General features: G+C 72.1%; 10 protein-coding genes and 1 pseudogene. 5 read left to right on the top strand and 6 right to left on the bottom strand.

The window, feature by feature from the left end; translation table 11 throughout:
* Positions 1-479, bottom strand: a pseudogene (locus tag ABD343_RS40165) (hypothetical protein); the annotation flags it as partial.
* Between the two features lie 288 nt (positions 480-767).
* Here ABD343_RS40165 and radA point away from each other — a divergent pair.
* A complete protein-coding gene (gene radA / locus ABD343_RS40170; RefSeq protein WP_344535781.1) occupies positions 768-2,168 on the top strand; it encodes a DNA repair protein RadA in 1,401 nt (466 codons plus the stop codon).
* Between the two features lie 205 nt (positions 2,169-2,373).
* Positions 2,374-3,507, top strand: coding sequence for a DNA integrity scanning diadenylate cyclase DisA (gene disA, locus ABD343_RS40175; protein WP_344535782.1), 1,134 nt, complete (start codon positions 2,374-2,376; stop codon positions 3,505-3,507).
* A gap of 36 nt (positions 3,508-3,543) precedes the next feature.
* On the opposite strand, the gene ABD343_RS40180 is transcribed toward disA, so the two are convergent.
* A complete protein-coding gene (locus ABD343_RS40180) occupies positions 3,544-4,428 on the bottom strand; it encodes a hypothetical protein (RefSeq protein WP_344535783.1) in 885 nt (294 codons plus the stop codon).
* A 294-nt stretch (positions 4,429-4,722) separates the two neighbouring features.
* On the opposite strand from ABD343_RS40180, the gene ABD343_RS40185 reads away from it, so the two are divergent.
* Positions 4,723-5,727 (top strand): HhH-GPD family protein, encoded by a 1,005-nt coding sequence (locus ABD343_RS40185; protein WP_344535785.1) that lies wholly within the window; start codon positions 4,723-4,725, stop codon positions 5,725-5,727.
* 52 nt (positions 5,728-5,779) lie between these two features.
* On the opposite strand, the gene ABD343_RS40190 is transcribed toward ABD343_RS40185, so the two are convergent.
* The 3 genes from ABD343_RS40190 to ABD343_RS40200 all read right to left on the bottom strand — a co-directional run bounded on the left by ABD343_RS40190 (position 5,780) and on the right by ABD343_RS40200 (position 8,532).
* Positions 5,780-6,220, bottom strand: a complete 441-nt coding sequence (locus tag ABD343_RS40190) for a VOC family protein (protein ID WP_344535786.1) — start codon at positions 6,218-6,220, stop codon at positions 5,780-5,782.
* A 69-nt stretch (positions 6,221-6,289) separates the two neighbouring features.
* Complete coding sequence (locus tag ABD343_RS40195) at positions 6,290-6,718, bottom strand: helix-turn-helix transcriptional regulator (RefSeq protein ID WP_344535788.1); 429 nt, start codon at positions 6,716-6,718, stop codon at positions 6,290-6,292.
* Positions 6,715-8,532: an MDR family MFS transporter gene (locus ABD343_RS40200; protein WP_344535790.1), complete on the bottom strand. Its 1,818-nt coding sequence runs from the start codon at positions 8,530-8,532 to the stop codon at positions 6,715-6,717. Before ABD343_RS40200 ends, ABD343_RS40195 begins: the two co-directional genes overlap by 4 nt.
* 100 nt (positions 8,533-8,632) lie before the next feature.
* On the opposite strand from ABD343_RS40200, the gene ABD343_RS40205 reads away from it, so the two are divergent.
* On the top strand, positions 8,633-9,241 hold the full coding sequence (locus ABD343_RS40205) for a TetR/AcrR family transcriptional regulator (protein WP_344535792.1): 609 nt from the start codon (positions 8,633-8,635) through the stop codon (positions 9,239-9,241).
* Between the two features lie 61 nt (positions 9,242-9,302).
* Here the strand turns inward: ABD343_RS40205 and ABD343_RS40210 are convergent, their stop codons facing one another.
* The gene (locus tag ABD343_RS40210; RefSeq protein WP_344535793.1) at positions 9,303-9,995 is read right to left on the bottom strand and encodes a M23 family metallopeptidase; all 693 of its coding nucleotides are present in this window, start codon (positions 9,993-9,995) and stop codon (positions 9,303-9,305) included.
* 330 nt (positions 9,996-10,325) lie between these two features.
* Here ABD343_RS40210 and ABD343_RS40215 point away from each other — a divergent pair, with 330 nt between their 5' ends.
* Positions 10,326-12,914 (top strand): NACHT domain-containing protein, encoded by a 2,589-nt coding sequence (locus ABD343_RS40215; protein ID WP_344535794.1) that lies wholly within the window; start codon positions 10,326-10,328, stop codon positions 12,912-12,914.
* Positions 12,915-12,959: the final 45 nt, after the last annotated feature.

A 12,959-nucleotide genomic window follows, 5' to 3' on the forward strand; every position in this document is an offset into this window, starting at 1 on the left:
CCGATCCCGCCGCCGCCGGCCCGCGTCCGGCCGCCTGTCCCGGCCCCGGCCATGGCGTCGGGGCCCGCTTCCGGCCCGGTCCGCCGCACCGGCCCGCGGCCCGCCTCCTCCCCGGCCGCCTTCTGCCCGGCCTTCTCGCGCGCCGCACGCTCTTTCGCGGCGCGCTCCTTTACCTCGCGCTCCCGCTCGCGCTGCTCGGCCAGACGGCGCAAGCAGGACCAGCGCGCGAGCGCGTACAGCCACGCCCTCGTCGCGCCCGCGCCCTCCGGCGCACGCCCCCGCCCGCGCTGCCGCTCGGCGATCGCGAGGGCCTCGCCGAGGGCCGCGAGCGCCGCTTCGTGCTCGCACATGACGGACAGGCAATACGTGAACAACCCGTCCAGATACGGCTCGTCACGCTCGCAGAGCGTCGGCCCGGCCGCCGGGTGCGCCGGGGGTGCGCCGGTGGAGTGCGTGGGGTGCTCGCGCCTGCTCGTCATCACCCGGCGACGGTAGGCGGATGATGGCGCTTTACCGGAGCCGCTTGCCGATGATTAACCCTTACGGGTGACTATCTCCTTCGAAAGGGGACACAAGGTACGGATGTGACCGCTGTGATCCTGTACCGGAGGCTCACGAGGTCAGCGGGACGCCCGTAGCGGTAGGCGGACGCCCGTAGCGGTAGGCGGACGCCCGTAGCGGTAGGCGGACGCCCGTAGCCGTAGGCGGGACGCCCGTAACCGCCCGCGGAACGCCCGCTGTCAGGGGCCGCCTATACGGTGACCGTCATGGCCACCCGCAAGTCCTCTGCGAAGGACCGCCCCACGTACCGCTGCACCGAGTGCGGCTGGCAGACCGCCAAGTGGCTCGGCCGCTGCCCGGAGTGCCAGGCCTGGGGCACCGTCGAGGAGGCGGGCGGCGCCGCCGCCGTGCGGACCACCGCGCCCGGCCGGGTCTCCGCCGCGGCCCTGCCCATCGGCCAGGTCGACGGCCGGCAGGCCACCGCGCGCGGCACCGGCGTCCCGGAGCTGGACCGGGTGCTGGGCGGCGGGCTGGTGCCCGGCGCCGTCGTGCTGCTCGCGGGCGAGCCCGGCGTCGGCAAGTCGACGCTGCTGCTGGACGTCTCGGCGAAGGCCGCGAGCGACGACCACAGGACGCTGTACGTGACGGGGGAGGAGTCCGCGAGCCAGGTGCGGCTGCGCGCCGACCGTATCGGCGCCCTCAGCGACCACCTCTATCTCGCGGCCGAGACCGACCTGTCCGCCGTCCTCGGACATCTGGACGAGGTCAAGCCCTCGTTGCTGGTCATGGACTCGGTACAGACGGTCGCCTCGCCGGAGATCGACGGGGCGCCGGGCGGCGTCGCGCAGGTGAGGGAGGTCGCCGCGGCGCTCATCCGCGCCTCCAAGGAGCGCGGCATGTCCACCCTGCTGGTCGGCCATGTGACCAAGGACGGCTCGATCGCGGGCCCCCGCCTCCTGGAGCACCTGGTCGACGTGGTGCTGCACTTCGAGGGCGACCGGCACGCGCGCCTGCGCCTGGTCCGCGGCGTCAAGAACCGGTACGGGACGACGGACGAGGTCGGCTGCTTCGAGCTGCACGACGAGGGCATCACGGGCCTCGCCGACCCCTCGGGCCTCTTCCTGACCCGGCGCGCCGAGCCCGTTCCCGGCACGTGCCTGACGGTCACGCTGGAGGGCCGCCGCCCCCTCGTCGCCGAGGTCCAGGCGCTGACCGTGGACAGCCAGATCCCCTCCCCGCGCCGCACGACCTCGGGCCTGGAGACCTCGCGCGTCTCGATGATGCTCGCGGTGCTGGAGCAGCGGGGCCGGATCAGCGCCCTCGGCAAGCGCGACATCTACAGCGCGACGGTCGGCGGCGTGAAGCTCTCCGAGCCCGCCGCCGACCTCGCGGTGGCCCTGGCCCTGGCGAGCGCGGCGAGCGACACCCCGCTGCCCAAGAACCTGGTGGCGATCGGCGAGGTCGGCCTCGCGGGCGAGGTCCGGCGCGTGACGGGCGTGCAGCGGCGCCTCGCGGAGGCCGCGCGGCTCGGCTTCACGCACGCGCTGGTCCCGTCCGACCCGGGCCGGATCCCGGACGGGATGCGGGTCCTGGAGGTCGGCGACATAGGCGAGGCCCTGCGCGTCCTGCCCGCGCGTGCCCCGCGCCAGGGCCGGACGGAGGAGTGAGCCCTCTCCGGGCGACGGAGGAGTGGGCGCCTTCCGGGCGACGGAGGAGCGGGCCCCTCCGGGCGACGGAGAGGCGAGCCCCTTCCAGGCAACCGTGGGCGGCCCGGAGGGGTCCCCTACAACGCCGGTAGACTTTGCCCCGGTCTAGCCCGTCCAGCAAAGTCATGCCGAAGGCGGCAGGCAATCGCACGACCGAAGGAGTGCAGTGGCACCCAACGACCGGGCAGCAGCCCCCGGCCGGGCCGAGAGCAGGGCCGACGGGGCTTCGGGCCTGATGCGCGCCTCGCTCAGCGCGGTCGCCCCCGGCACGGCCCTGCGCGACGGCCTGGAGCGCGTCCTGCGCGGCAACACCGGCGGCCTCATCGTCCTGGGCATGGACAAGACCGTCGATTCCCTGTGCACCGGCGGCTTCGTGCTCGACGTCGACTTCTCCGCGACCCGGCTGCGCGAGCTGTGCAAGCTGGACGGCGCGCTGATCCTCGACCGCGACATCGCGAAGATCGTCCGCGCCGGGGTGCAGCTCGTGCCCGACGCCGCGATCGAAACCGAGGAGACCGGCACCCGGCACCGCACGGCGCAGCGCGTCTCCATCCAGACCGGTTTCCCGGTCGTCTCCGTCAGCCAGTCGATGCGCCTCATCGCGCTCTACGTCGACGGGCAGCGCCGCGTCCTGGAGGACTCGGCCGCGATCCTCTCCCGCGCCAACCAGGCCCTCGCCACCCTGGAGCGGTACAAGCTCCGGCTCGACGAGGTCGCGGGCACCCTCTCCGCGCTGGAGATCGAGGACCTGGTGACGGTCCGGGACGTGACGGCGGTCGCGCAGCGCCTGGAGATGGTCCGCAGGATCGCCACCGAGATCGCGGAGTACGTGGTGGAGCTGGGCACCGACGGCCGCCTGCTCTCCCTCCAGCTCGACGAGCTGATCGCGGGCGTCGAGCCCGAACGCGAGCTGGTCGTGCGGGACTACGCACCGCAGTCCGGCGGTTCGGGCCGCCGCGCCCGTACGGTGCCCGAGGCGCTCAGCGAGCTCGACCGGCTCACCCACACCGAGCTGCTCGAACTCTCCACGGTCGCCCGCGCGCTGGGGTACAGCGGCGCGCCCGAGATCCTCGACTCCGCCGTCTCGCCGCGCGGCTTCCGGCTCCTGGCCAAGGTGCCGAGGCTGCCGGGCACGGTCATCGACCGTCTCGTGGAGCACTTCGGCGGCCTGCAGAAGCTGCTCGCCGCCAGCGTCGACGATCTGCAGACCGTCGACGGCGTCGGCGAGGCCCGCGCCCGCTCCGTCCGCGAGGGCCTCTCGCGCCTGGCCGAGTCCTCGATCCTGGAACGGTACGTCTGAGGCACCGCCCTCTCGGGAGGCACCGCCCCTCAGGCCTCAGGTCAGCTCGAACGAAGTGCGGGCCGTCTTCAGCCCCTTGACCTTGACCTCGATCTCGTAGTCACCGGCCTTCGCCGAGGCGGCGGGCGGTGAGGCGCAGTTGGCGGCGCTGGGCTTGCCGAACCAGGTCAGCGTGTGCACCGAGTCGCCCTTCGCCGGGACCCGGCGCAGGAACGGCTGCTTGTCGCGCAGGCAGTCGTCGGACGTCCAGACCTTGTCGTCGTCGGAGTCCTTGATCGTGACGACCGTGGCCCCGCGGCCCAGGTCGATCTTGCAGGCGCTGCCCTTCGCGTTCTCGACCGTCAGCCGGAACTTGGGCTTCTCGCCCGCCTCGTACTTCTTCTCGACCGCGCGCAGCTTCAGTTCGACGTCACCGTCCGCGCAGTCGGGCAGCTTGGTGTCGGCCGGGAGCGCCACCCCGGCGCCCTTGCCCGCGGCGCTGCCTCCGCCGGCACCGCCACCGCCACCGCCGCCGCTCCCGGCGCTTCCGTCATCGCCGCCGGCGCCCGAGCCGTTGCCCGCGCCCCAGCCGGAGCCGCCCGCGGCGCCACCGCCCTCGTCGTCGCCGGAGCCGCCCGTTCCGCCGTCCTCGTCGCCGGAGCCCCCGGATCCGCCCGAGCCTCCGTCGCCGTCCTCCTCGTCGCGTCCGCCGGGGCGGTCGCTGTTCACGGGGCCGGACTTGGTGGGGCCCGGGGTGATGGTGCTGGCGGGGCCGTTTCCGCCGCCCTTGCCCTCGTCGCTGGTGCCGCCGTCACCGCCGCCGGAGACGAGCAGCCAGACGATGAGCAGGACCAGCAGCGCGAGGACGGCAAGGGCAACTGCCCTCCGACGCCAGTAGATGGAGGAGGGAAGCGGCCCGATCGGATTGCGCAGAGATCCCACGCGGAAACCTTACGAGACATCAGGCGCCCCACAGGCCCGTACCCGCCGCAGCGAGCGGGAATTGTTGTGATGAGCGGCAAACCGCACGCACGTTGATCACTTCGCGTGATCGCACGGATGCGGTGCGTGCCAGGCCGTACGCGGACCCGCACGAACGCGCCCCGCGTACCGCACGTGTACCGCGTCCGCACCGCGCCCGTACCGCACACGTTTCCGTAACGGATCCGTGCGGGAACCGCCGTACCGCGTGTGCGTTTTTCGGATCAGGAACGCCGTGCCAGGATCGTTCGTGCCATGACTGCGACCACCGAGACTTCCTCAGCGGCCTCCTCCCCCAGGAACCCCCGGGACGGGGCCGAAGCAGACGCCGCCGTCGCCTCCGCGGGCCCGGTCGTCGACCCCGTCGACCCCGACCTCGCCGAGACCGCGCGCTCCCTCCACGCCCCCGTCGTCGACTGGTTCGCCGCTCACGCCCGCGACCTTCCCTGGCGCCGCCGGGAAGCGGGCGCGTGGGGCGTCATGGTCAGCGAGTTCATGCTCCAGCAGACGCCCGTGAACCGGGTGCTGCCGGTGTACGAGCAGTGGCTGGAGCGCTGGCCCCGCCCCGCCGATCTCGCGGCCGAGCCCCCGGGCGAGGCCGTACGCGCGTGGGGCCGCCTCGGCTATCCGCGCCGCGCCCTGCGGCTGCACGGCGCCGCCAAGGCCATAGCGGAACGGCACGGCGGCGAGGTCCCCGAGGAGCACGCGCAGTTGCTCGCGCTGCCGGGCGTCGGCGAGTACACGGCGGCGGCCGTGGTCTCGTTCGCCTACGGCAAGCGGCACGCGGTGCTCGACACCAACGTCCGCCGGGTCTTCGCCCGCGCGGTCGGCGGCCAGCAGTACCCGCCGAACGCGACGACGGCCGCCGAACGCCGTATCGCCCGCGCCCTGCTGCCGGAGGACGAGGCCACGGCGTCCCGCTGGGCGGCGGCCACGATGGAGCTGGGCGCGTTGGTGTGCACGGCGCGCAGCCCGGAGTGCGCGCGCTGCCCGATCGCGGAGCAGTGCGCCTGGCAGTTGGCGGGCGCCCCCGCGCACGAGGGACCGGCCCGCCGCACCCAGTCGTACGCCGGTACGGACCGTCAGGTGCGCGGCAGGCTCCTCGCCGTGCTGCGCGCGTCGAAGGACCCGGTGCCGCAGTCCGACCTGGACCAGGTGTGGCACGAGCCCGTGCAGCGCGCGCGGGCGCTGGACGGGCTCGTGTCGGACGGCCTGGTCGAACCGCTGGACGGCGGCCGCTACCGGCTCCCGCTGACGTAACGGACGCGGGTACGGGCGCGGGCACGGGCACGGGTACGGACGTTGGCGGGGCTCACGCCCAGGGCTTGTCCATGTCCAGCTCGTCGCCCTCGCGGGTCTGGGTGAGCGACCACCAGCTCCCGTTGTCGTCGCGGAAGATGGCCTCGATCCCGTACGGCCGCTCCTGCGGCTCCTGGACGAACTCGACGCCCTTGTCCTTGAGCTGCTTGTAGTCGCCGTGGCAGTCGTCGGTGTGCAGGGCACCGGCGCCGAGGACGCCCTTGGTGACGAGCGTGGTCAGGGCCTCCGCCGAGTCGGGGTCCATGCCGGGGCCGTCGGTGCGCATGATCGCCATCTGGAGCTCGTCCTGGCCGGGAACGCCGACGGTGACCCAGCGCTCCCCTCCCATGTCGATGTCGGTCCGGATCTCGAACCCCAGCTTCTCCGTGCAGAAGGCGACCGTACGGGCCTGGTCGGTGGACCAGATCGTGACGAGAGCCAGCGCTTTGATCATGATCGACTCCGGTGCATAGGGGTCTGGGCGGTGATTTCCGCCTGCCGTTTCACCGTAGTCAGCCGCTCGTCAGCCTGCTTCCTGAGAATTGCGGTTCCTGAAACCGCCCGCGAAGAGCATCGCGTAGCACCCCGGGATCATCGACGCGCCCCTGTGCGCGTACCGCGCGCGGTACGCGCTGGGGGTGAGGCCGGTCTGCTGCTTGAAGCGGCTGGAGAAGGTGCCGAGGGAGCTGAAGCCCACGAGGCCGCAGATCTCGGTCACCGTGAGATTCGCCGAGCGCAGCAGCTCCTGGGCCCGCTCGATGCGGCGGCGGCTCAGATACTGGCCCGGCGTCTCCCCGTACGTCTCCTTGAACGCGCGCACGAAGTGATAGCGCGAATATCCGGCCTGCGCGGCGACCGCGTCCAGGCCGAGCGAGGGCTCGGCCCAGTCGCGGTCCATGGTGTCCTTCGCGAGCCGGAGGGCCCGCAGCCGCGTCATGCCAGGGGTGGTCATGCCCCGATGCTGGCACGCCCGTCTGACACCGGCTCGCGGCCGGTCCCGTCGGAGGCGGCCTGGGAACCGGCGCCGGATCCGTCACCGGTCGCCGTTTCTGCCGTGTCCGCGGTGCCCGGGGCGGCGTCCGCGGGCTCCTGGCCGGGCTGGGCGCCCGCCGTGTCCGTCCCGTCCCCGGGACCGGCCTCCGGGGCGCCCTCGGCGCCGCTCTCGGGGGCGGGGGCCTCGCCGGTCTTGAGCGGGACCTCCTTGATGAACCAGCCGCCGATGAAGCAGAGGACCGCGATGCCCGCGGCGAGCAGGAAGACGTGGTGCGTACCGGCGGACACCGCGTGCTCGTACGCCTCGCGGACGGGGTCCGGGAGCTTGGCGAGCGAGTCGGCGTCGAGCTGGGCGCCGCCCTCCATGGACTGCTGGGCACCGCCGCCGCCCGCGCCCGCGCCGCCCTGGGGCAGGCGCTCGCGCATGGTGTCCTCCACCTGGGTGGCGAAGATCGTGCCCATGAGCGCGACGCCGAACGAACCGCCGATGGTCCGGAACAGGGTCGCCGTCGAGGAGGCGACACCCATGTCCTTGATCTCGACGCTGTTCTGCGCGATGAGCATGGTGAGCTGCATCAGGAAGCCCATACCGGCGCCGAGAACCACCATGTAGAGCCCGGAGGTCACGCGGCTGGTGCCGACGTCCATCTGCGCCAGCAGGAAGAGGCCGATCGGGATGAGCGCACCGCCGATGATCGGATACGCGCGGTACTTGCCGGTGGTCGTGGTGCGACGGCCGGTGACGACCGAGACGAACATCATCGGCAGCAGCACGGGCAGCAGGAGCAGCCCGGAGTTCGTCGCGGACGCGCCCTGGACGCCCTGCTGGAAGAGCGGCAGGAAGGTCATCGCGCCGAACATCACGAAGCCGAGCAGGAAGCCGATACCCGTGACCAGCGAGAAGTTGAGATTGCGGAAGACGCTCAGCGGCATGATCGGCTCGTTCACCCGGCGCTCCACGAAGGGGAACACCGCGATCGAGACGATCGCGAGGGCGGCCAGGCCGATGATGGTGGCGGACTTCCACGCGTACTCCGTGCCGCCCCAGCTCGTGACCAGCACGGCCGCGGTGATGCCTATGGTCAGCAGCGCGGCGCCCAGATAGTCGATACGGCCCTGGCGGGGCTTCTTCGGCAGGTGGAGGACGGTGGTGACCATGGCGAGGGCGATGGCGCCCAGCGGCACGTTGATGTAAAAGGCCCAGCGCCAGCCGAGGTGGTCGGTGAGGGTGCCGCCGACGAGCGGCCCGCCGATCATGGCCAGCGACATGACGCCGGCCATCATGCCCATGTACTTCCCGCGCTCACGGGGCGGGACGAGCTCACCCATGATCGACATGGCGCCGACCATCAGACCGCCCGCGCCCAGGCCCTGGAGTGCCCGGAAGCCGATGAGCTGGCCCATGGTCTGGGCGGCACCCGAGGTCACCGAACCGGCGACGAAGATGACTATGGACGTCAGGAAGGTGCCCTTGCGCCCGAACATGTCGCCGAGCTTGCCCCAGATCGGCGTGGACGCCGCGGTCGTCAGCGTGTACGCCGTGACGACCCAGGACAGGTGGTCGAGCCCGCCCAGCTCGCCGACGATCGTGGGCATCGCGGTGCCCACGATCATGTTGTCCAGCATGGCGAGGAGGACCGCGATCATGAGGGAGAAGATGACGACGCGCACGCTGCGCGGCTGCGGCTCCTTGGCCCCCTTCCGGGGCTCCTTCTGGGCCGCGGCTCCGTCTCCCCCGTCGCCGGTCGTCCCTCTCGTTCCGTTCGTACTCATGCCCGGCACTCTCCCCTTACTTGCCGCCCGGCTAGTTCAGTATCATGATGACAGTAGGGCGCTCACTAGCCGGGCGTCAAGTAAGTTTTGAGGAGAGGGCATGAGCAGGGGAAACACCCGCCAGCGAATCCAGGACGTCGCCCTGGAGCTCTTCGCCGAGCAGGGCTACGAGAAGACCTCGCTCAGGGAGATCGCCGAGCGCCTCGACGTCACCAAGGCCGCGCTCTACTACCACTTCAAGACCAAGGAAGACATCCTCGACAGCCTCTTCCAGGACCTCGCGGCGAAGCCCACGACCGACCTGATCGCCTGGGCCGAGACCCAGCCGAGCACGCTGGAGACGAAGCTGGAGATACTGCGCCGGTACAGCCAGGCGATCACCGGCGCCGCCCCCCTCTTCCGCTTCATGCAGGAGAACCAGGCGACGATGCGCGACCTGAAGATCGGCGATCACATGAAGCGCCGCATCTTCGACCTGCTCGACCTGATCCGTGACAACGACGCCCCGCTGGTCGACCAAGTGCGCTGCTCCAGCGCGCTGTTCACGATGCACGCCTCGCTCTTCACCCTCCAGCACTCGGACGTGCCGCTGGAGGAGAAGAGCAAGGCGGCCCTGGAAGTGGCCCAGGAGCTGGTCACGACGGCGCACAGGGGAAGCGAGGGGGCGTCGCACGGGGACCTGCCCCGCACGGAGAAGAAGAGCGCGTAGCCAGTCACGCCACGCGCCCTCCTTCTCCCGGTTTTCCCCGCCCTCACGGCGGAGTGTTCCGTCAGACGTGCACGCCGTGCCCGCGCATCGCCTTCTTGGGCTCGATGCCCGAGCCGTAGTCGGCGGTGTGCCGGATCTCGAAGTGCAGGTGCGGACCGGACGAGTTGCCGGTGTTGCCGGACAGCCCGATCTTCTGGCCCGTCTTCACCTGCTGGCCGGGCTTGACCTTGACGCCCTTCAGGTGGGCGTACTGCGAGTACGAGCCGTTGCCGTGCTTGATCACGATCGCGTTGCCGTAGGCGGGGCCGTCGCCCGCGCCGTTGCCGCCCGCCTTCACGACGGTGCCCTTGTGCACGGCGTGCACCGGCGTGCCGACGGGCACGGCGAAGTCCTGGCCGGAGTGCTTGTGCGCCCAGCGCCCGCCGCTGTTGCCGAAGGACGCGGTCAGCTTGTACTTGCCGGATATCGGCTTCTCCCAGGAGCGCGCCTTGCGAGCGGCTTCCTTGGCCTTCTTCTCGGCCTCGTGCTTCTTCGCCTCGCGCTCCTTCTTGACGGCGTCGCGGTGCGCGTCGGCCTGCTTCTGCGCCGCCTCGGCGAACTGCTCCGCCGTACGTACGGGCTGAAGCCCGGTCTCGTGCGCCTGCGAATCCGCTGCCGTCGCGACGCCCGCCCCCAGGGCCATCGAGACGCCGAGGCCCGCGGCGAGCACGACCGCCTTGGCTGCGGCGCCGTTGGTGGTCCAGGAACGTGACATAGGGGTAGTACCTCCGGTGTGTGGATGCAATGGAGAGCCGCCCTGAATGACGGGCGACTTTCATGGGTAACCGGCGGCATAGCGGACATCAAGGGGCAGTCCGGATGTGACGTACTAAAGACGCACGTAGCAGGAGGAGTGACGTAGGTCGCTCCTGGTCCCCGTGAACCCGCCGCGCACGGGCCGCACCGGGGCGCACCGCACCCCTCGCTCCTAGGCCCGTTCGTACGCGCGGACGATCTGTGCGTGACGTCACGGCGCGGCAAGGGGCGCGAAGTCCGTGTCTGTGAACGGGATCACCGCTCCGCGCCGCCTCGTTAGGCTCCCTCCATGGAGCCGACGACCGTAGCCGCGCGCCTCGCCTCCAGCGCCGTGACGCCGCTGGTGAAGAGGCTGTTCGTGCAGGAAGGGCCGGGTGCGGGACTCACCGACAGACCCGTACGGATCGCGAGCCGTGTCTCCTTCCGGGGCGAGCGGCGCACCCTCACCGAGCGGGACCTCCACAAGCTCGCGGCCGAGCTGGTCCGCCGCGCCGCCGAGGCCGGAGGGCCGCACGAGGCGCCGGACCCCGCCACCCGCGACGAGGTCACCGAGGCCCTCGCGTCCGCCCTGCACAGCCTCGGCGACCTCGACATGGACGACGTGCAGGCCGTACGGCTCGGAGCGGACGGCCTGGCGGCACTGCTGGCCCGTCGGGACGGCTCAAGGGACGGGCCCGTCGCGTCCGCGGGCTCCGCCTCCGACCGGACCGACGGCCTCTCGGAGGCCGCCGAAGCCTGCTTCCGTCCCCTGCTGCGCACCGCGTGCGTGCACATCCTGCACTTCTTCACCCAGCGCTCGACCTTCGTCGCGCGCACCCTCGTCGAGCAGACCCGCACCCTGGAGCAGGTCGTCGCGACGACGGACCTGCTCGCCGCCCGTATCCCCTCACAGACCGCGCGGGACGCCCGTTTCGAGCAGCGCTACGCGGACCACATCGCCCGCAAGCACGGCGAGTTGACCATCTACGGCCTCGACCTCCGGCACGCCCGCGAATGGCGGCTCGACAGCGCCTACGTCTCCCTGGAGGCGACCGCGAGCGACGGCCAGGAGGGACTGACGGCCCCTCTCCCGGCCGAACGCGCCCTCTCGGGGCAGGAGCGCGTCCTGCTGCGCGGCGGCGCCGGGAGCGGCAAGACGACGCTCGTGCAGTGGCTCGCCGTGACGGCCGCCCGGCAGGACGCGCTCCCCCCGTCCCTCTCCCATCTCGTCGGCCGCGTGCCCTTCGTGCTGCCGCTGCGCCGCGTCGGGCGCGACGGGCTGCCGCCCGCGCCGGACCGCTTCCTGGACGCCGTACGCAGCTCCGTAGCGGGCGAGCAGCCGGAGGGATGGGCGGCGCGCGTGCTGCGCGCGGGGCGCGGCCTCCTCCTCGTCGACGGCATCGACGAGATCCCGGAGCGCGAGCGGGAGCCCGTGCGCCGGTGGATGCGCGAACTGATGGGCGACTACCCGGGCAACCTGTGGCTGGTCACCGCCCGCCCGTCGGCCGTACGGGAGGACTGGCTGGAGCACGAGGGGTTCACCGAGCTGTCCCTCGCCCCCATGGCGCGCGCCGACGTCGCGGAGTTCGTGCGCCGCTGGCACGAGGCCGCCGGCGCCGACCCGGAGCTGGGCACGTCCCTGCTCGACGCGGTCCGTACGGCCCCCGCGCTCGCCCAGCTCGCGGTGAACCCGCTGATGTGCGGCCTCCTGTGCGCGCTGCACCGGGAACGGCGGGGTTTTCTGCCGCAAGGGAGGAAGGACCTCTACGAGGCGGCCCTGAGCATGCTCCTGGAACGGCGCGACGTCGAACGGGGCGTGGCGGACGGCCTCCGTCTCTCCAAGGAGACGCAGATCCAGCTCCTCCAGAAACTCGCGCACTGGCTCCTGCGCAACGACCGCGCGGAGATGGAACGCGCCGACGCCGTGGCCCAGTTGGAGCGGGCCCTGGTCTCCATGGCGCACGTGACGGCCGGGCCCGAGGAGGTCCACCGCTACCTGCTGGAACGCTCGGGCCTCCTGCGCGAGCCCGCCGAGGGGCGCGTCGACTTCGTCCACCGCACCTTCCAGGACTACCTGGCCGCCAAGGCGGCCGTGGAAGAGGGCGACTTCCCGCTCCTCACGGACAACGCCTCCAGGGACCAGTGGGAGGACGTCGTCCAGATGGCGGTGGCCCTCGGACGGCCCGCCGAGAGGGCGCGCATCCTCAGAGCGCTCGTCGGGCCCGCCGAGTTCCGCCCGGTCATGCTCGCCATGGCCTGCCTCAAGCACGCCGTGGAGCTGGACCCCGCCGTACGGGACGAGGTCACCGGAAGGGCCCGCGTCTTCCTCCCTCCCCCGACAGTCAAGGACGCCATCGGCATGGCCGAGACCTGCGGCCCCCTGCTGATCGGGCTCCTTCCGGGACCCGAGGGACTGACGGACGACCAGGCCGTACGCACCGTCACCTGCGCCTCCCACGTGGCCACGGACGCCGCCATCACCTTCCTCGGCCGCTACTGCGACCATCCCTCCCTGGCCGTACGCCGCCAGCTCGCCTGGCGGTGGCACCATTTCGGCACGGAGGAGTACGGGCGGGAGATCATCGCCCGTCTCGACGGGACGGGCCTCTACTTCACCGCCCATTCGGCCGCCCATCTGCGCGTACTGCGCGAACTGGGAGGGCGGGAACGCATCCAGTTCTTCGGCCCGCACGACCCCGCGGAACTGGTCGGACTGATCGACCCGTCCCGCCTCACCGCGCTCTGGCTGACCGCCGACGTCCGCTCCCGTGACGGATGGTCCTGGCTCGACGCCTTCCCGCGGCTGCGCACCCTCGTCGTGCCGGAGGACACCCCCGCGCCGGACCTCGACGGCATCCCCGCGCACGTCCAGGTGGTCACGGACGCGCACGTAAGCTGAACCGGGCACCAACCAGCCGCAGCACCCGCCGAGTTGACCTGGAGG

The organism is Streptomyces albiaxialis (assembly GCF_039530985.1).
In the GTDB taxonomy this organism is placed as follows: domain Bacteria; phylum Actinomycetota; class Actinomycetes; order Streptomycetales; family Streptomycetaceae; genus Streptomyces; species Streptomyces albiaxialis.